At 75.9% G+C, this 18,424-nt stretch carries 17 protein-coding genes; 5 read left to right on the forward strand and 12 right to left on the reverse strand.

Going from position 1 to position 18,424, the window contains the following annotated elements:
* Positions 1 to 68: 68 nt before the first annotated feature.
* Together LPA54_RS18030 and LPA54_RS18035 are read left to right on the forward strand one after the other, a co-directional pair.
* Positions 69 to 1,445: a dipeptidase gene (locus LPA54_RS18030; RefSeq protein ID WP_228978925.1), complete on the forward strand. Its 1,377-nt coding sequence runs from the start codon at positions 69 to 71 to the stop codon at positions 1,443 to 1,445.
* A 70-nt stretch (positions 1,446 to 1,515) separates the two neighbouring features.
* Entirely contained in the window at positions 1,516 to 2,382 is an 867-nt protein-coding gene (locus tag LPA54_RS18035; protein ID WP_228978928.1) for an MBL fold metallo-hydrolase, read from the forward strand.
* Positions 2,383 to 2,726: 344 nt separating this feature from the next.
* Here the strand turns inward: LPA54_RS18035 and LPA54_RS18040 are convergent, their stop codons facing one another.
* Both LPA54_RS18040 and LPA54_RS18045 read right to left on the reverse strand, forming a co-directional pair.
* Positions 2,727 to 3,767 carry an NUDIX domain-containing protein gene (locus tag LPA54_RS18040; RefSeq protein ID WP_308112871.1) on the reverse strand — a complete coding sequence of 347 codons (1,041 nt, stop codon included), beginning with the start codon at positions 3,765 to 3,767 and terminating at the stop codon, positions 2,727 to 2,729.
* Between the two features lie 283 nt (positions 3,768 to 4,050).
* Positions 4,051 to 5,070 carry a DUF3048 domain-containing protein gene (locus LPA54_RS18045; RefSeq protein WP_228978931.1) on the reverse strand — a complete coding sequence of 340 codons (1,020 nt, stop codon included), beginning with the start codon at positions 5,068 to 5,070 and terminating at the stop codon, positions 4,051 to 4,053.
* Positions 5,071 to 5,367: 297 nt separating this feature from the next.
* Between LPA54_RS18045 and LPA54_RS18050 the strand changes: the two genes are divergently transcribed.
* Positions 5,368 to 5,769, forward strand: coding sequence for a protein-tyrosine phosphatase family protein (locus tag LPA54_RS18050; protein ID WP_228978934.1), 402 nt, complete (start codon positions 5,368 to 5,370; stop codon positions 5,767 to 5,769).
* Positions 5,770 to 6,052: 283 nt separating this feature from the next.
* Here the strand turns inward: LPA54_RS18050 and LPA54_RS18055 are convergent, their stop codons facing one another.
* On the reverse strand, positions 6,053 to 6,973 hold the full coding sequence (locus LPA54_RS18055) for an ROK family protein (RefSeq protein WP_228979160.1): 921 nt from the start codon (positions 6,971 to 6,973) through the stop codon (positions 6,053 to 6,055).
* Positions 6,974 to 7,379: 406 nt separating this feature from the next.
* Here LPA54_RS18055 and LPA54_RS18060 point away from each other — a divergent pair, with 406 nt between their 5' ends.
* Positions 7,380 to 8,357, forward strand: coding sequence for a LacI family DNA-binding transcriptional regulator (locus LPA54_RS18060; RefSeq protein WP_228979163.1), 978 nt, complete (start codon positions 7,380 to 7,382; stop codon positions 8,355 to 8,357).
* Between the two features lie 158 nt (positions 8,358 to 8,515).
* Here LPA54_RS18060 and LPA54_RS18065 read toward each other — a convergent pair whose 3' ends face one another.
* The 7 genes from LPA54_RS18065 to LPA54_RS18090 form a co-directional block, all read right to left on the reverse strand.
* Positions 8,516 to 10,483: a serine/threonine-protein kinase gene (locus LPA54_RS18065; RefSeq protein ID WP_228978935.1), complete on the reverse strand. Its 1,968-nt coding sequence runs from the start codon at positions 10,481 to 10,483 to the stop codon at positions 8,516 to 8,518.
* A gap of 266 nt (positions 10,484 to 10,749) precedes the next feature.
* Positions 10,750 to 12,051, reverse strand: a complete 1,302-nt coding sequence (locus tag LPA54_RS18070) for an aldolase/citrate lyase family protein (RefSeq protein WP_228978938.1) — start codon at positions 12,049 to 12,051, stop codon at positions 10,750 to 10,752.
* Between the two features lie 187 nt (positions 12,052 to 12,238).
* Positions 12,239 to 13,213, reverse strand: a complete 975-nt coding sequence (locus LPA54_RS18075) for an electron transfer flavoprotein subunit alpha/FixB family protein (RefSeq protein WP_228978940.1) — start codon at positions 13,211 to 13,213, stop codon at positions 12,239 to 12,241.
* A gap of 58 nt (positions 13,214 to 13,271) precedes the next feature.
* A complete protein-coding gene (locus LPA54_RS18080) occupies positions 13,272 to 14,057 on the reverse strand; it encodes an electron transfer flavoprotein subunit beta/FixA family protein (protein WP_228978941.1) in 786 nt (261 codons plus the stop codon).
* Positions 14,058 to 14,245: 188 nt separating this feature from the next.
* Complete coding sequence (locus LPA54_RS18085; RefSeq protein ID WP_228978943.1) at positions 14,246 to 14,785, reverse strand: flavin reductase family protein; 540 nt, start codon at positions 14,783 to 14,785, stop codon at positions 14,246 to 14,248.
* Positions 14,786 to 14,837: 52 nt separating this feature from the next.
* Positions 14,838 to 14,981, reverse strand: a complete 144-nt coding sequence (locus LPA54_RS43045) for a putative leader peptide (protein WP_368857871.1) — start codon at positions 14,979 to 14,981, stop codon at positions 14,838 to 14,840.
* A complete protein-coding gene (locus LPA54_RS18090) occupies positions 14,981 to 15,409 on the reverse strand; it encodes a thioredoxin family protein (RefSeq protein WP_228978945.1) in 429 nt (142 codons plus the stop codon). Before LPA54_RS18090 ends, LPA54_RS43045 begins: the two co-directional genes overlap by 1 nt.
* Before the next feature lie 258 nt (positions 15,410 to 15,667).
* On the opposite strand from LPA54_RS18090, the gene LPA54_RS18095 reads away from it, so the two are divergent.
* Complete coding sequence (locus LPA54_RS18095; protein ID WP_228978946.1) at positions 15,668 to 16,381, forward strand: 1-acyl-sn-glycerol-3-phosphate acyltransferase; 714 nt, start codon at positions 15,668 to 15,670, stop codon at positions 16,379 to 16,381.
* A 173-nt stretch (positions 16,382 to 16,554) separates the two neighbouring features.
* On the opposite strand, the gene LPA54_RS18100 is transcribed toward LPA54_RS18095, so the two are convergent.
* Together LPA54_RS18100 and LPA54_RS18105 are read right to left on the reverse strand one after the other, a co-directional pair.
* The gene (locus tag LPA54_RS18100; protein ID WP_228979165.1) at positions 16,555 to 17,634 is read right to left on the reverse strand and encodes a low specificity L-threonine aldolase; all 1,080 of its coding nucleotides are present in this window, start codon (positions 17,632 to 17,634) and stop codon (positions 16,555 to 16,557) included.
* Positions 17,631 to 18,389, reverse strand: a complete 759-nt coding sequence (locus LPA54_RS18105) for an SDR family NAD(P)-dependent oxidoreductase (protein ID WP_228978948.1) — start codon at positions 18,387 to 18,389, stop codon at positions 17,631 to 17,633. Before LPA54_RS18105 ends, LPA54_RS18100 begins: the two co-directional genes overlap by 4 nt.
* Positions 18,390 to 18,424: the final 35 nt, after the last annotated feature.

Consider the following 18,424-nt stretch of genomic DNA (forward strand, 5'->3'; position numbering starts at 1 on the left):
GACGCGCGTTCGCCGCCCACACCGCCGCGACGCCCGTCGTACCGCTGTCGCACCCACAGGAGCGTGCCATGACCGCCCAGCCGATCGCCGAGCCGATCGCCTCCACCGTCGCCTCGCTGATGCCCCGCGCCAAGGCGGAGCTGTCCGAGCTCGTGGCGTTCCGGTCCGTGGCGGATCCCGCGCAGTTCCCCCCGAGCGAGTGCCGGGCGGCCGCCGCCTGGGTGGCGGACGCGCTGCGCGCCGAGGACTTCACCGACGTCGCGGTCCTGGACACCCCGGACGGCAGCCAGTCCGTGTACGGGTACCTGCCGGGCCCCGCCGGCGCCCCGACGGTGCTGCTGTACGCGCACTACGACGTCCAGCCGCCGCTGGACCTCGCCGGCTGGGACACGCCGCCGTTCGAGCTGACCGAGCGTGAGGGCCGCTGGTACGGGCGCGGCGCGGCGGACTGCAAGGGCGGGTTCATCATGCACCTGCTCGCGCTGCGGGCCCTGAAGGCGAACGGCGGCGTACCCGTCGGCGTCAAGGTCATCGTCGAGGGCTCGGAGGAGCAGGGCACGGGCGGCCTGGAGCGGTACGCCGAGGCCCACCCGGAGCTGCTGGCCTCCGACGCGATCGTGATCGGCGACACCGGCAACTTCCGCGTCGGCCTGCCGACGGTCACCGCCTCCCTGCGTGGGATGACCATGCTGCGGGTCCAGGTGGACACCCTCGGGGGCAACCTGCACTCGGGCCAGTTCGGCGGCGCCGCCCCCGACGCCCTGGCCGCGCTGATCCGCGTCCTCGACTCGCTGCGCGCCGAGGACGGCTCCACCACCGTCGACGGGCTGGCCGCGGACGCGAAGTGGCAGGGCCTGGAGTACCCGGAGGAGGACTTCCGGCGGGACGCGAGGGTGCTGGAGGGGGTGGGGCTGATCGGTTCCGGCAGCATCGCCGACCGGCTCTGGGCGCGCCCGGCGGTCACGGTGATCGGCATCGACTGCCCGCCGGTCGTCGGGGCCACCCCGTCCGTCCAGGCCACGGCCCGTGCCCAGGTCAGCCTGCGGGTGCCGCCCGGCCAGGACGCGGCCGAGGCGACGAAGCTGCTCACCGCGCACCTCCAGGCGCACACCCCGTGGGGGGCGCGGGTGAGCGTGGAGCAGATCGGGCAGGGCCAGCCGTTCCAGGCGGACGTCGCGAGCCCCGCGTACACGTCGATGGCCGACGCGCTGGCGGCGGCGTACCCCGGCGAGGAGATGCAGGCGGCGGGGATGGGCGGCTCGATCCCGCTGTGCAACACGCTGGGCGCGCTGTACCCGGAGGCGGAGATCCTGCTGATCGGGCTGAGCGAGCCGGAGGCGCAGATCCACGCGGTGAACGAGAGCGTGTCGCCGCAGGAGCTGGAGCGGATGTCCGTGGCGGAGGCGCTGTTCCTGGTGAACTACGCGGCGTCGAAGCGGAGTTGAGCTCACGGCGGAATGCGCCCAGAGCGTACGGGGGGTGGTCCGGGCGGGCCGCCCCCGTAGCGTCGGAACCATGATTCGGCACCCCGACCACGCCCCCCTGCCCACCACTGCCACCGCGCCCGCCACCGCCGCGCCCGCCACGGCCGCACCCGCCACTGCCACCGTCGGCACGGTGACGCCCGCCGTCGTCCCCGGTACGCCGGGGAGCGCCCGGGACCGTGACCCCCTCGACGTCGTCCCGGTCCGGCCCGGGCTGCACCTGCTGCGTTTCCCCATCGGCCAGGCGTACCTGTGGGATGACGGTGACGGGGAGTCGACGCTGGTCGACGCCGGGTGGGCGGGGGCCGCGGACGCCGTCGACCGGGCGCTGCGGCGGGTGGGCGGTGACGGCGCCCGGCTGCGCCGGATCGTGCTCACCCACTGCCACCGCGACCACGTGGGCGCCGCGGCGGAGCTCGCCCGACGGCACGGTGCGGAGGTCCTCGCGCACCGGCTGGACGCCCCGGTGATCCGCGGCGAGGCGCCGGTACCCGACCCGGACCTGCTGGAATGGGAGGTACCGCTCTACCAGCACGGGCTGACCGTGCCCGAGGCACCGCCGACGCCCGTCCACCGCGAGCTGGCGGAAGGGGACGTCCTCGACTTCGGCGGCGGCGCGCACGTGCTGCACACCCCCGGCCACACCGACGGGTCGCTCGCCGTCCACCTGCCGCGGCACGGCGTGCTGTTCACCGGGGACACCGTGGCGTCGGTGGGCGGGGTGGCGCTGGGCGTGTTCCATGTGGACCGCGCCACCGCCGCGGCGTCGATGCGCCGCCTGGCCGCCCTGCCCGCCGACACGCTCCGCACGGTCTGCTTCGGCCACGGCGAGCCCCTGACCGGCGACGCGGCGGCGGTGCTCCGCGCGGCGGCCGCCGCCACGGCACCGGGAGCGTAGCCCCGCGGCGGCCGCGCCCCTCCCCCGCGGGCAGGCGCCGTCCGGGTCGCCGGCCCGGCTCCGCGGGCCTCGCGGTCCTCGTGGCTCTCGCGTGGTTCTTGTGGGCCCTTCGCGTGTGCGGGGCGGTATCGAGCGGGGTGGACCCGGCCCGGCGGACCTCGGCGTGCCGTCCGGGCCGGTGGGCGGATCGGCCGCGGAGCGGCGCGGTCGCTGCCCGTACGGTGGCGGCGGTCCGGTCGGCGCACGTACGGCCGACGGGAGCCCGGCCGACAGGGGGTCCGGCCGGCAGGGGGTCCGGTCGGCAGGGGCCGGCGGGGCCGACGGGAGTGCGGCCCGGCAGGCGTCTAGCCGACGGGGACGCCGGCCTCCAGGTTGAGGACCGTGCCGCGTTCGCGGGCGCGCAGGGCCCAGCGCAGGCGCTCGTAGCGGACCGGGGGCAGCATGTCCGCGGCCTCCTCCTCGCTCGCGAAGCGCCAGCCGCGCAGTTCCGCGCCGGGCAGCAGGACGCGGTCGGTCTGGGCACCGCTGAGCCGGCCGCCGTCGAAGAGGAGCCGGAGCCCGCCGTAGCCGGGCGGACGGGGCGGCTCCCAGTCGACGACGAGGAGCCTCGGGACCGCGGCGAGTTCGAGGCCGGTCTCCTCGGCGACCTCCCGCATCGCCGCGCGCGCCGGCGCCTCCCCGCGTTCGACGACACCGCCGGGGAACTCCCACCCGGGCTTGTACGTCGGGTCCACGAGCAGGACGCGGTCGGCGTCGTCGAAGAGCAGCACCCCCGCCGCGAGCGTCTCGCCCGTCGGCTCGGGCGTCTGCACGATGCCGCAGGTCCCGGCCGCGCCGGTGCGGACGGCGTCGGCGATGACCTTCGCCGTGGCCTCGGGGGTCAACGCGCCGTTGTCGACGGCGTACGCGTCGGCCCCCAGCCACCCGTCGAGCGCGGCGCGGAACGCCGCGGCGTGGTCGTGGCACCACTTGCGGACCCGTTCGTCCGCGTCCGGGGCGTCGGGGCGGTCGGCGCGCCCCTCGATCCGTCCGCGCAGGATCGTTTCGTCTGGGGTGAGCACGATGTGGTGAACGGGGATGCGGCGGGCCGCCAGGCCGCCGAAGATCTCGTCGCGGTACTCCTGGCGCAGCACGGTCATCGGCACGACGAGGACGCCACCGACCTCGGCGTGCAGCGCCGCCGCGGCGTCGACCACCAGGCGGCGCCAGATGCCCAGGTCCTGGTAGTCGCCGGCGGCGGCGAGCCGGTCGGGCGGGAGCAGCATCGGCAGCGTCCCGCCGATGAGTTCAGGGTCGTACAAGGTGCTGTTCGGGATCAGGTCGATCAGTTCGCGCGCGGCACTGGTCTTGCCGGCGCCGAACGCACCGTTGATCCAGACGATCACGGTTCCCCCTCTTCCGTTGGCCCCCAGTGGCTTGCCCGCAACACCCTGCCACGGAAACCCGCGGCCCCGGCGTGCGTGGCCGTAACGGTCCGAAGCCGACGGGCCTTCCCGCCGGGGACGTACACCGGTACCTCCCGCACACGCCGCCGAGTTGGCCGGATCCCGGCGGTGCGCGACCGGATCCCACGGGTCGGCCCGCGGTCCGGTCGGGGGCAGCCGAGGGCGGGCGTCCAGGAACCATGTGGCCACCGGGCCCCGCCGGCCGGGCGCGGCAGCGGGGCGGTCAGCGGGCGGCCAGCACGATCCACACCGGGCCGGGCGCGAAGGCGAGCGGAGCGCCGGTGGGGGTGGTGAAGGTCGTGCCGCCGCCGGCCGACGGGCGGCTCCAGCGGGCGTCGTACGCCTTGCCGTCGCGCAGGACCAGCGCGGAGCCCGAACCGACGGTCTCGGTGTAGGGGGTGACGTTCCCGCCGCGGTCCCGGAACGTCGACGGGCGGATCGTGACGTCCTGGACGACGACCGTCTTCGCCCCGACGCGCCCGCCGTCCGTCGTCCGGGCCGGCGTGCCGTCCATGGAGACCAGCCAGCGCTGCTCGGCGGCGGACCAGGCGAAGCCGTACCGGGCGGCGGGGAAGCGCACGGCGTGCTGGTCCACGGGGCGGCCGCCGGCCGGCGCGGGGCCGAAGCGGAAGCCGATGTCCCGGGCGGTGCCGGCCTGCGGGGCGGCGGCGAGGGCTCGTTGGGGGTCGAGGTAGAGGTTGTGCGGGGCGGGGCGGTCGGGGGCACGCTCGTACGCGGCGGGGGCCCGCTCGGGCGGCAGCGCGTACAGCGGTGCCTCCTGGAGGAAGCCCTTCAGGGCGCTGCGGACCCCGGAGTACGCGAGCGCCGGGCGCTCGAACTGGCGCAGCAGCTCCACGTCCGACTCTCGCGCGCTGCGCACCGGTCCGACCGTCGGCGGCTGCTGCGACGCGTACACCGCGAGGAGGCGGGTGAGCCCGGCCTCGACCTGCTCGACGTAGACGAGGTCGGCGGCGCCCAGCCCGGTGTGGGGGCGGGCGGCGGCCACGTTGTCGATCTTCACGGCGAGCACGGGTCCGGTCCTACCGGGCAGCCCGGTGAACGGGGAGACGGCTGGGGTGGACGGTACGGGCGAGGTCGTCGCCGCGGGCGGGGACGTCGTCGGTGCGGGGCGATCGCGGTCGCCGGTGCCGCAGCCGGCGAGTACCAGGGCGAGCGCGACCGCGACGGCCGCCACCGCGGCGATGGCGACGCCGACCGGTCCTCGCGTGCGCGACGTGTCCAACGGTCCAGCTCCCTGCCTCCTCCAGTGCAGCACAGATGAGGGCGGGACGACAGTGACCACCGGGACGGGCGCGTCAGCCGGGGTGGTCGGGAAGGACGGGGTGTGCGCCTTCCGTCGTTGCCGGGCGACGCGGCGAGGAGGGCGGGGGGCAGGGTACGGTCGCGGCGGGCGGGACGCCGGGGGCGCTCCGCCCGCGTGCCGTGTGGTGCGGTGGAAGAAGGGGGGGCGAGAGGCGTGAACGGCGTGGGTGAGGCGCGTGGCGGTGTCGCGGGGGCGTGGGAGGAAGGTGGGCCGGGTGTGCTGCGGCTGCCTTCCGGGCGGCTGGTGCGCGGGCGGGGGTTGCGCCGGCCGTCGCCGGGTGGGCCGGTACCGCAGTACGGGGTGTACCTCCTCGGCGAGCGGCCGCCGGAGCTGCCGTGGGAGTCCCGGTGGCTGCGGTGGCCGGACTTCCGGTTGCCCGCCGACCGGGCGGAGGCACGGGACGTGCTCGCCGAGGCGTGGGCGCGGGCGGAGACCGAGCGCGTGGAGGTGGCCTGCGGCGGGGGCCGCGGGAGGACCGGGACGGCACTGGCCTGCCTGGCCGTCCTGGACGGCGTCCCGCCGGAGCGGGCGGTGGAGTTCGTACGGCGCGGATACCACCCGCGCGCCGTGGAGACCCCGTGGCAGAAGCGGTACGTGCGGCGCTTCCCCGCCGCGTGAGCGCGGGGGCCCGAGGCGGGCGCGTCGCTCGGCACAGCGTCCCTCAGCGGCGCATCGCCCAGTCCGGCGTCGCTCGGCACAGCGTCCCTCAGCGCGGCGCCCGTCAGCGGCGCGTCCCTCAGCGCGGCGCCCGTCAGCGGCGCGTCCCTCAGCGCGGCGCCCGTCAGCGGCGCGTCCCTCAGCGCGGCGCCCGTCAGCGGCGCGTCCCTCAGCGCGGCGCCCGTCAGCGGCGCGTCGCTCAGCGCGGCGCCCCTCAGCGCCGGGCCCCTCAGTGGCGGCCCCCTCAGCGCCGGGCCGTCACCCTCGGCCGGGGGCCGAACGTCGCCGCCGCCGCGCCCAGCAGGCCCGCGTCCGTGCCGGTCGACGCGGGCACGACCGCCAGGTCCCGTACGAACGACAGGGTGGCGTACTCCCGCAGCGCCCGCCGCAGCGGCGCGAACAGCACCTCGCCGGCGCCCGCCACTCCCCCGCCGACCACCGCGATGCGCACCTCCACCAGCGCCGCCGTCGCCGCGATCCCGGCCGCCAGGGCCCGGGCGGCACGCTCGTAGGAGGCGCGGGCCACCGGGTCGCCCGCGCGTGCCGCCACGGCGACGCCGGTCGCCGTCGCGTCGCCGTCCGGTCCGGGGCGCCAGCCCAGCGCCAGGGCGCGGCGGGCGATGTTCGGCCCGCTGGCGATCCGTTCGACGCAGCCGCGCCCGCCGCAAGGGCAGGGGTCCCCGTCCAGTTCCACACTGATGTGGCCGATGTGACCGGCGTTCCCGGTGGGGCCGGGGTGCAGCCGTCCGCCGAGGACGAGCCCCCCGCCCACGCCGGTCGAGACGACGAGGCACAGGGCGTCGTCGTGACCTCGGGCGGCGCCCCGCCAGTGCTCGGCGGCCGTCATGGCGACGCCGTCGCCGACCAGCTCGACCGGGAGGCCGCCGACGGCCGCCCGGACCCGCTCGACCAGCGGGTACCCGCGCCAGCCGGGCACGTTGACCGGGCTGACGGTGCCCGCCGACGCGTCGACCGGACCGGCGCTGCCGATGCCGACGGCGCGGGCCCTCGCCCACAGCGGCGAGCCGGCCAGTTCGGCCAGGACCTCGGCGACGGCCGCCATCACGGTCTCGCCGTCCTCACCTGCCGGCGTCGGGCGCCGCGCCCGGACGAGGATCCGGCCGCCGTCGTCCACCAGCGCGCCCGCGATCTTCGTACCGCCGATGTCGAGGGCGGCGACGAGGCCGTCGGCCGGACCGGGCGGCGCCCCCGTCGGGGACCCGGCCGCGAGCGCGGTCGGAGGCTCGGACACGGGCGCGGGCGGAAGCGGGGTGGCAGGCGGGGTGGGGATTTCGGTCGGGGCATGGCCCCGCGGTTCCACGTGCATCGCTGTCGGCTCCCCCGTGACGTCGTCGGACCCGCGGCCCGTCCGCTGCTCGGATCAGTCTCATCGCCGATGACAACGTTGTCCAGGCCCTATGCTCGACGCCACACTCCCTTCCGCCGGACCCGACAGCCCCCGCGCCCACCGCGCACCCGCACCCGCGCCCCCGCGCCCGACCCGACAGGAGCCGCACACCGTGGCCGAGACCGCCCGCCGCCCCGACCACCGCTACGGCAACCGGCCCACCATGAAGGACGTCGCCGCCCGGGCGGGAGTCGGGCTCAAGACGGTCTCACGGGTGGTGAACGGCGAGCCGGGCGTCACCGCCGACACCGAGCGCCGCGTGCTGGAGGCCATCGAGGCGCTCGGGTTCCGCCGCAACGACAGCGCGCGGGTACTGCGCAAGGGCCGCACCGCGTCGGTCGGCCTGGTCCTGGAGGACCTCGCCGACCCCTTCTACGGGCCGCTGAGCCGGGCCGTTGAGGAGGTCGCCCGGGCCCACGGCGCGCTGCTCATCAACGGGTCGAGCGCCGAGGACCCGGACCGCGAACGGGAGCTGGCGCTCGCCCTGTGCGCGCGCCGCGTGGACGGACTCATGGTGATCCCGGCGGGCGACGACCACCGCTACCTGGAGCCGGAGATGCGGGCGGGCGTCGCCACCGTCTTCGTGGACCGGCCGGCGGGGCGGATCGACGCGGACGCGGTGCTGACGGACAGCTTCGGCGGCGCCCGCGAGGGCGTGGCGCACCTCGTCGCCCACGGCCACCGGCGGATCGGGTTCATCGGCGACCAGCCGCGCATCCACACCGCCGTGGAGCGGCTGCGCGGCTACCGCGCGGCGATGGAGGACGCGGGGCTGCCGGTCGACGACGCGTGGGTGTCGCTCGGCTCCACCGGTCCCGCGCGCGTCCGCGAGGCGGTCGCGGCGATGGTGGACGGGCCCGAACCGGTCACGGCCCTCTTCGCGGGCAACAACCGGGTGACGGTGACCGCCGTGCGGGAGCTGTCCGGGCGTGCGCGGCCGGTCGCGCTGGTGGGCTTCGACGACATCGAGCTGGCTGACCTGCTCGGGATCACGGTCGTCGCCCAGGACGCCGCCGCGCTGGGCCGCACGGCGGCGGAACGGCTCTTCCGCCGCCTCGAAGGGCTCCCCGAGGCGCCCGAGCGGATCGAGCTGCCGACGACGCTGATCGTCCGCGGTTCGGGCGAGGTCCCGCCCGCCTGACCCGTACAGCCGCCGTACGCGCCCGTTCCTCCGTACCGCCGCACCCGCCGGAAGCCGGCCGTGCGCGCGGCCGGGCCGGGCCGTACGGTGCCGGGCTCCGCCGCCGCCCGCCCGCCCACCAGTCGGGTGAGCGGGCGGGCGGGCGGCGGGCAGCTGGGTCAGCAGTGCGGGAGGCCGGGCAGCGGGGCGTCGTTGTCGCCGCCCCGGATGTACACGTCGCTGACCCAGACGCCGGTGTTGCCGCTGTCGTCGTCGGTCTTCGCCCACCAGACGTTGGTCCACTCGCCGTGGGTCTCGCGGCGGCCCAGGTCGGCCTGGCAGTAGAAGTAGTTGGTGCCGGCGTTGAGGACGCCGGCCTGGCTGCCGTCGCTCCGGTGGGAGGTGGCGGTGCGCCACACGGTGCAGTTGTACTTGCCGCCTCCGATGGAGTGGCAGACCGGTGCCTGGCCGCCGCTCCCGCCGGTGGTGGCGGAGCCGCCGCCCGTCGTCGACCCGCCGGTGGTGGCGCCGGTCGAGCCGCCCGCCGACCCGCTCGCGGCGGTCCCGCCGGCCGTACCGCCGTCGGCGCCGCCGCTGTCGGAGCCGGTACCGGGGCGGGGGGCGGGCTTCGTCCGTGACGGGGAGGGCGAGCCGCTCTTCGACGGGGAGGGCCTCGGCGCGCTGCTCGGCGAACCGCTCGCGGACGGGGACGCGTCGGCGGCCGGGGCCAGCGGCATGCCGTCGTCGTCGACGGAGGAGGTCGGGGCGGCGGAGACCTGGCCGCCGGTGAGGGCCTGGCCGCCCTGCGGCGCGTCCTCGCGGTCCATCAGGGCGTACGTCACGCCACCGCCCGCGAGGACGACGGCGGCCACCGCCGCGGCGACCACGGTGCGCGACCGGCCGCCGCGGGAGCGCGAACGCGTCACGGTCGTGGCCGCGCGGCCGGGGTCGGCGACGCCGGGGCCGCCGGGCCCGTCCCCTCCGGGCGTGGCCGGGGCGTGGCCGGGGAGAGGGGTCGGCCCGCCGAACCCGCCGGGGCGCCCCGCCCCGTGACCGGGGGCGCCGAAGCCGGGGTGCCCCGCCCCGGCCGCCGGTCCCGCGCCCGCGCCCGGCACCGGTCCCGTAGCGGGGCCGGCACCGGGCGCGGGGGCACCGAAGCCGTTGCCGGAGCCGCCGACGCCGACGCCGGTCCCGGCATGGCCCTGCGGCGCATGCGGGCCCTGCGCGCCGTGCGTGCCCTGCGGCGGCGGGCCGAAGCCCTGCGGGGGCGGCACCGTGTGCTCCGTCGACCCGTACGCTCCGGGCCCGCCCGCTCCGTCCGCCACCTCGCCGAGGAGGCGGGCGGCCGTGGCGGCGTCGGGGCGGTGGGCCGGGTCCTTGGCCATCAGCTGCCGCAGCACCGGGGCGAGGGGGCCCGCGCCGCGCGGCTCGGGCAGGGGCTCGGCGACGATGGCGGTGAGCGTCGACCACGTCGAGGTGCGGCGGAAGGGCGAGGCGCCCTCCACCGCCGCGTAGAGGGTCGCGCCGAGCGCCCACACGTCGGAGGCCGGGCCGGGCTCCTGGCCCTGGGCGCGCTCGGGCGCCAGGTAGTCGAGGGATCCGACGAGTTCGCCACTGCGCGTGAGGTGCGTGGCGGAGCCGTCGTCGGGGTCCTCCATCGCGGCGATGCCGAAGTCGGTGAGGACGACCCGCCCCGTGTGGTCCAGCAGGACGTTGCCCGGCTTCACGTCGCGGTGCAGGACGCCGACCCGGTGGGCGGCGGCGAGGGCCTCCAGGACCTCCGCGCCGACGCGGGCGGCCTCGCGCGGCTCCATGATGCCGCGCTCGGCGAGCACGTCGGCGAGCGAGGGCCCCTCGACCAGCTCCATGACGATGACCGGGCGGCCCTCGTGCTCGGCGATGTCGTGGACGGCGATGACCCCGGGGTGGCGGACGCGGGCGGCGGCGCGTGCCTCGCGCTGCATCCGCACGCGCAGCTCGGCCAGCTCGGGGCCGGACGAGTCGGTGTAGGTGCGCAACTCCTTGACGGCCACCTCGCGGCCCAGCACCTCGTCGACGGCGCGCCAGACGACGCCCATGCCGCCCCGTCCGAGCTGCCGCACCGGCCTGTACCGGCCGGCGATCAGTTGGTGTTCCCCCGTAGACAACCGCTGCCCCGTTCCTCGTCGCGTGGTGGACGCGTACAGGGTACGGGGCAGGGGTGACGGCCCCGCCGCGAGACCGTCACCGCCGGGTCACCGCCGCCCGGCACCGCGGACGGGGCCGCCGCACGCGGGCCACTCCAGGCGGGCCACCGCACGCGGGCCGAGGCCGAAGCAGGCCGGCCGCGCGCGGGCCGACCGAAGCAGGCCACCCGGGGCGGCGCCCCCGCCGCAGGCCGCCCCCGCCGGGCGTCACGCCGGTCCCGTCACCGTCACTGCGGGTTGGTCGCCGTGAGGTCGCCGCGCCGCGGGGCGGCGAAGCCGTCCAGGTCCGCGCGGGTGAGGCCGGTGAGGCGGGCGACCTCGGCCGCGTCGAGGGCGCCGCAGTCGACGCCGCGCAGCAGGTACGAGCTGAGCGCCTTGGCGGTGGCGGGTTCGTCCATGACGTCGCCGCCCGCGTGGCCGGCGTACGCGGCGAGGCGCGCGGCGGCCTGCTCGTAGCCCTCGCGGTAGAAGGCGAAGACGGCTGCGTACCGGGTGGGCAGGTGCCCGGGGTGCATGTCCCAGCCCTGGTAGTAGGCACGGGCCAGGGCGCGGCGGGTGAGGCCGTAGTGGAGGCGCCAGGCGTCGTGCACCTTCGCGGTGGGGCCGACGGGCAGGACGTTGGTGGAGCCGTCGGAGACGCGTACCCCGGTGCCGGCGGCGGCGACCTGCATGACCGCCTTCGCGTGGTCGGCGGCGGGGTGGTCGCTCGCCTGGTGGGCGGCGGAGACGCCGAGGCAGGCGCTGTAGTCGAAGGTGCCGTAGTGCAGGCCGGTGGCGCGGCCGCCCGCGGCGTCGATCATGCGGGCGACCGTGGCGGTGCCGTCGGCGCCGAGGATGGCCTGGCTGGTCTCGATCTGGATCTCGAAGCCGACGCGGCCGGGCTCCAGGCCCCGTGCCTTCTCGAACTCCTCCAGGAGCCGCACCATCGCCGCCACCTGCTCGGGATAGGTGACCTTGGGGAGCGTGAGGACGAGGCCGTCGGGCAGGCCGCCCGCGTCCATGAGGCCGGTGAGGAAGACGTCGAGGGTGCGGATGCCCCGGTCGCGTACCGCGGCCTCCATGCACTTCATGCGGATGCCCATGTACGGCGCGGCGGTGCCGTTCTCGTACGCCTCGGCGACCAGGCGGGCGGCGCGGGCGGCGTCGCGGTCCTCGTCGGCGTCGGTGCGGCCGCCGTAGCCGTCCTCGAAGTCGATGCGCAGGTCCTCGACGGGCTCGCGCTCCAGCTTGGCCCGTACCCGGTCGTGGACGGGCCCGGCCAGCTCGTCGGGCAGGCCGAGGACGGCGGCGAGGGAGGCGGCGTCCGGGGCGTGCTCGTCGAGCGCCGCGAGGGCCTGGTCGCCCCAGGAGCGGATGGTGTCGGCGGCGTAGGCGTCGCCGGGGACGTAGACGGTGTGGACGGGCTGGCGGGTGCCGGGGTCGCCGGGGTAGCGGCGGGCGAGCTCCGCGTCCACCGAGGCGAGGGAGGCGCTCACGCCCTCGCTGACCGCGCCGGCGAGGCTTGTCGCCACCTGCTCCTGCTGACCCATGACCCGTGACCCTCCACCTGTGAGCGACTGTGCGGCGATGACCGAGCGATTTCCGCTTCCCGGAATCGGTAATCCGTATGGTGAAGTTATCCGGGGCGGCTGAGCTGCGTCAATGGTGTCCCGGAACGGCGCGGGGCCGCGCGGTGGGAAACACCGCGCGGCCCCGGAGCCGTGAAGACGTGGCAGGTCAGCCCTTGCGGGTCTTGATCTCCTCGGTGAGCTGCGGGACGACCTCGAAGAGGTCGCCGACCACGCCGTAGTCGACCAGGTCGAAGATCGGGGCCTCGGGGTCCTTGTTGATGGCCACGATGGTCTTCGAGGTCTGCATGCCGGCGCGGTGCTGGATGGCGCCCGAGATGCCGGTGGCGACGTACAGCTGCGGCGAGACCGACTTGCCGGTCTGGCCGACCTGGCTGGTGTGCGGGTACCAGCCGGCGTCGACGGCGGCGCGGGAGGCGCCGACGGCCGCGCCGAGCGAGTCGGCGAGGCCCTCGATGAGGGCGAAGTTCTCGGCGCCGTTGACACCGCGGCCGCCGGAGACCACGATCGCGGCCTCGGTCAGCTCGGGGCGGCCGGTCGACTCGCGCGGGGTGCGGGAGACGACCTTGGTGCCGGTGGCCTTCTCGGAGAAGGAGACCGTGAGCGCCTCGACGGCACCCGCGGCCGCGGCGGCCTCGACGGGGGCCGAGTTCGGCTTGACCGTGATGACCGGGGTGCCCTTGCTGACGCGGGACTTGGTGGTGAACGCGGCGGCGAACACCGACTGCGTCGCGACCGGGCCCTCGTCACCGGCCTCCAGGTCGATGGCGTCGGTGATGAGGCCCGAGCCGATGCGGAGCGCGAGGCGGGCCGCGACCTCCTTGCCCTCGGCGGAGGACGGGACGAGCACGGCGGCGAGGGGGCCCGCGGCGGACACGGCCTCGTACGCGGCCTGCAGCGCGTCCACCTTCGGGACGACGAGGTAGTCGGCGAACTCGGCGGCGTCGGCCGTGAGGACGCGGGTCGCGCCGTGCTCGGCGAGCGTGGCGGCGGTGGCCTCGGCGCCGGCGCCGAGGGCGACGGCCACGGGCTCGCCGATGCGGCGCGCGAGCGTCAGCAGCTCCAGGGTGGGCTTGCGGACGGAGCCGTCCACGTGGTCGACGTAGACGAGAACTTCAGCCATGGGATTGCTCTCCTGCGAATGCGAAGTCTATGGGGCGGTCAGTGGCTCTGCGCGAGCCCTAGATGAACTTCTGGCCCGCGAGGAACTCGGCCAGCTGCTTGCCGCCCTCGCCCTCGTCCTTGACGATCGTGCCGGCCGTGCGGGCCGGGCGCTCCGCCGCGGAGTCGACCTTCGTCCAGGAGCCCTCGAGGCCGACCTCGTCGGCGTCGATGTCCAGGTCGTCGAGGTCCAGGGACTCCACCGGCTTCTTCTTGGCGGCCATGATGCCCTTGAAGGACGGGTAGCGCGCCTCGCCCGACTGGTCGGTCACGGACACGACGGCCGGGAGGGAGGCCTCCAGCTGCTCGGTCGCGGCGTCGCCGTCGCGGCGGCCCTTGACCGTCCCGCCCTCGACGGAGACCTCGGAGAGCAGGGTCACCTGCGGGACGCCCAGGCGCTCGGCGAGGAGGGCCGGCAGCACGCCCATGGTGCCGTCGGTGGAGGCCATGCCGCAGATGACCAGGTCGTAACCGGTCTTCTCGACGGCCTTGGCGAGCACCAGCGAGGTACCCATGACGTCGGTGCCGTGCAGCTCGTCGTCCTCGACGTGGACGGCCTTGTCGGCGCCCATCGACAGCGCCTTGCGCAGGGCGTCCTTGGCGTCCTCGGGGCCGACGGTGAGGACGGTGACCTCCGCGTCGTCGGCCTCGTCGGCGATCTGGAGCGCCTGCTCGACCGCGTACTCGTCCAGTTCCGAGAGCAGGCCGTCGACGTCGTCGCGGTCGACGGTCAGGTCATCGGCGAAGTGCCGGTCGCCGGTGGCGTCGGGCACGTACTTCACACAGACAACGATCCTCAAGCTCACGCCGGCTCTCCTACTGCATCGTCATTACTGGGCTGCCTTGTTGCACGCAGCATAGGCGCCTGATGGGGCGGTTTCCGCTCGGGGCGGCCGCCCCGCAACGAAATATTACTCGTCAGTACACCGGGAGCCTTCCCGCTGAGCAAGCGCTTTGCACTGTGACCTTGCCAACGCTGAGTAACCGGGACTTCTCAGTCCCGCAGAGCGTTGAAGCGGCCGTGGTGGTACAGGAGGGGACGGCCCGCGCGGGCCGCGGGGTCGCCGCCGACGACCTCCGCGACGACGATGCGGTGGTCCCCCGCCGGGACGCGGCCCACGATCCGGCACACCAGCCACACCAGGACGCCCTCCAGCAGCGGGACGCCCTCGGGCCCGGTCCGCCAGCGGGTCGGGGCGGCGAAGCGGTCGGCGCCGCTGCGCGCGAACGTCGCGGCCAACTCGTGCTGCTGTTCGCCGAGCAGGTGCACGCCGACGTGGGTGGCCGCGGAGACGGCGGGCCAGCTCGACGACCCGGTGCCGATGCCGAACGACAGCAGCGGCGGGTCGGCGGAGACGGAGGTGAGGGAGCTGGCGGTGAACCCGACGGGCCCGCCGTGCGCCGCGCCGCCCGGGGCGGTGACCACCGCGACGCCCGCGGCGTGCCGGCGGAAGGCGGAGCGCAGCAGCTCCGGCCCGCCGGCGTCGGCGGGCGCGGCGGATCGGGCGGGGGCGGCGGGTGCGGAGGTGGCCATGGAGTTGTCCTTCTGCGTCAGGCGTGCGTGCCGGTCGGCGGTCCGTCGTCGATCAGACACCGGGACAGAGCGCGCTCGCGTTGCGGGCGAGGTCGACGTGGACCCGCCCGTGGAGAAGGAGTTCGTACGCCACGGCGCCAGCCTGACGAGCGTCGTCCGCCGCCGTCAAGGCCGCGCGGGGCAATGGGACGCGCATCACGGCCGGTCAGCGGGGTAGGCGGGGTCCGCCGGGGCCCCGGCGGGTTCGGGTGGCGTGTCGGTGGGTACGTCGAGGGCGCGGCCCAGCGCCGCGATCACGTCGGCCCGCCGCGGCTGCCCGGCGCCCCGGCGCACGACGCGGCCGGCGGCGTCCAGGACGAGCACGGTGGGAGTGGCGGTGACACCAAGCGCGCGGACGAGGGCGAGGTCGCGCTCGGCGTCCACCTCGACGTGCGCGACCCCCGGGACCATGCCCGCCACGTCGGCGAGGATCCGGCGGGTCGCCCGGCAGGGCTGGCAGAAGGCCGTCGAGAAGTGCACGAGCGTGGCCCGCTCCCCCAGGGGGGAGCCCAACTCCGCCGGGCCCAGGGCCCGGTCGTCGGGTGCCCCTCCGCCGTGCTCCCGCGCGTCGCCGCCCACTGCCACCGTGCCCGCCTCCGTCGTGTCGTTCCGCCCCGTACAGGTCCGTACAGCTCCCGTGCGGCCGGGCGGATTCCCGCGGTCTCCCCGCGCGGCGGGGACGTGACGAGTATCTCGCCCGGTTTACGGTCCTTGACGCCCGTCCGGGCTGGCCTGGGCGCTGCTCATGGGGCAGCATCGGCCCCGGGCCGAAAACCTACGGCTGCGTAACTTCCGCCGGGAGAACCCTCCCCGGACGTGGATGAAGAGAAGGGTGTTCTCCAGATGGCAGAACTCGTCTATCGGCCGGTCGTCGGCGCCGCGCTCACGATGTTCAAGGCGCTCGACCTCAAGATCGACGTTCAGGGTTCGGAGAACATCCCCCGCACCGGCGGCGCGGTGCTGGTCAGCAACCACATCAGCTACCTCGACTTCATCTTCACCGGCCTCGCGGCGCTCCCCCAGAAGCGCCTGGTCCGGTTCATGGCCAAGGACTCGGTGTTCCGCCACCGGATCTCCGGGCCGCTGATGCGGGGCATGAAGCACATCCCGGTCGACCGGGAGCAGGGCGAGGCGGCCTACCGGCACGCCCTGGACTCGCTGCGCTCCGGCGAGATCGTGGGCGTGTTCCCGGAGGCGACCATCTCGCAGTCGTTCACGCTGAAGGGCTTCAAGTCGGGTGCGGCGCGGCTGGCGCAGGAGGCCGGCGTGCCGTTGATCCCGATGGCGCTGTGGGGGACGCAGCGGCTGTGGACCAAGGGGCGCCCGCGCAACTTCAAGCGCAGCCACATCCCGGTGACGATCCGCGTCGGCGCGCCCATGGAGGCCCCGTCCGACCAGTACGCCGGGGCCCTCACCCGACGGCTGCGCGAACGGGTGCAGGAGCTGCTGGAGGCGGCGCAGCGCGCCTATCCGGTGCGCCCCCGGGACGCGGAGGACACCTGGTGGATCCCGGCGCACCTCGGCGGCACGGCGCCCTCCCCGGCGGAGCTGCGCTAGCCACCCCGGCGCGACCGCACGACCGCACGACGGGAGCGGCCGGCCGGGACGTCATGTGACGTCCCGGCCGGCCGCTTTCGTCGTACCGGGGGAAGGCACGGGTCGTGTCCGGTGAGCAGCGCCGTCCGCCCGGAGGGCAGGGGCCGGGCGGGACTCCCCCGACGAGACACCCCCTAGCGGGCCATCTCCTCCTTCAGTGCCAGGACGAACGCGTCCACGTCGTCCTCCGTGGTGTCGAAGGAGCACATCCAGCGCACGTCGCCGGCCGCCTCGTTCCAGAAGTAGAACCGGAAGCGCTGCTGGAGGCGGAGCGTCGCCTCGTGCGGCAGCCGCGCGAAGACGGCGTTGGCCTGGACGGGGTGGAGGATCTCCACGCCGTCGACCGCGCGGACGCCCTCGGCGAGCCGCTGCGCCATGGCGTTGGCGTGCCGGGCGTTGCGCAGCCACAGGTCCTTGGAGAGCAGCGCCTCGAACTGCACCGACAGGAAGCGCATCTTCGAGGCGAGCTGCATGGACATCTTGCGCAGGTGCTTCATGTGCCGGCCGGCGTCCGGGTCGAGGACGACGACGGCCTCGCCGAAGAGCATGCCGTTCTTGGTACCGCCGAGCGACAGCACGTCCACGCCGACGGCGTTGGTGAACGCGCGCATCGGCACGTTCAGCGAGGCGGCCGCGTTGGCCAGCCGCGCGCCGTCGACGTGCACCTTCATGCCCAGCCCGTGGGCGTGCTCGACGATCGCCCGCATCTCGTCGGGCGTGTAGACGGTGCCCAGCTCGCTGTTCTGGGCGAGGGACACCACCTGCGGCATGGCCCGGTGCTCGTCGTCCCAGCCGAACGCCTGCCGGTCGATCAGCTCGGGGGTGAGCTTGCCGTCCGGCGTGGGCACGGTGAGCAGCTTGAGCCCCGCCATGCGCTCGGGCGCGCCGCCTTCGTCCACGTTGATGTGGGCGCTCTCGGCGCAGATCACCGCGCCCCACCGGTCGGTGAGCGCCTGGAGGGCGGTGACGTTGGCGCCGGTGCCGTTGAACACCGGGAACGCCTCGGCGGTGGGGCCGAAGTGGCTGTGGATGACCCGCTGGAGGTGGTCGGTGTACTCGTCCTCGCCGTACGCCACCTGGTGGCCGCCGTTGGCCAGGGCTATCGCCGCCAGGATCTCCGGGTGGACCCCGGCGTAGTTGTCGCTGGCGAAGCCGCGCACCGACGGGTCGTGGTGGCGGCGCGCGTCGGTACGGGTCGGGAGGGCCGGGGTCACGGCTTGGGGGTCAGCCACAGGCGCTGTCCATTCACATCCTGGGCGGGCCGGTCCCAGACGCCGGCGATGGCATCGGCCAGGTCCGTGACGTCGGTGAAGCCCGCGAACTTCGCGTTCGGGCGCTCGGCGCGCATCGCGTCGTGCACCAGTGCCTTGATCACCAGGATCGTAGCCGCGGCCGTCGGGCCGTCCTCGCCGCCCGCCTTGCGGAAGGCGTCGCCGAGGGCGAGGGTCCACGCCTCGGCGGCGGCCTTGGCGGCGGCGTACGCGGCGTTGCCCTCGGTGGGGCTGCTGGCCCCGGACTGGCTGACGAGGACGTACCGGCCGCGGTCGCTGCGCCGCAGCGCCTCGTGGAAGGCGAGGGAGGTGTGCTGCACGGTGCGGACGAGGAGCTTGTCCAGCACGTCCCAGTCGGCGAGGTCGGTGTCGGCGAAGGTCTTCCCGCCGCGCCAGCCGCCGACGAGGTGGACGAGTCCGTCGATCCGCCCGAACTCCTCCTCGGTGCGCGCCGCCCAGGCGCGGGTGGCCGCCGGGTCGAGCAGGTCGACGGTCTCGCCGGCGACGGCGGCGTCGCCGTGCGCGGAGCGGGCCGCGTCGACGGCGTCCGCGAGGCGGCCGGCGTCGGCGTCGGCGGCGACGACGGTCGCGCCGGCGGCGGCGAGCCGCAGTACGGCGGCGCGCCCGGCCGGGCCGGCCGCCCCGGCGACCGCGACGACGGCTCCGTCGAGCGCCGCGCCGTTCCCGTCAGTGGTCATGGTCCCTGCCTCCTGCGTCTGCGTTCCGGACGTCC

The sequence above is a fragment of the Streptomyces sp. DH12 genome (assembly GCF_020873895.1).
Classification (GTDB): Bacteria; Actinomycetota; Actinomycetes; order Streptomycetales; family Streptomycetaceae; genus Streptomyces.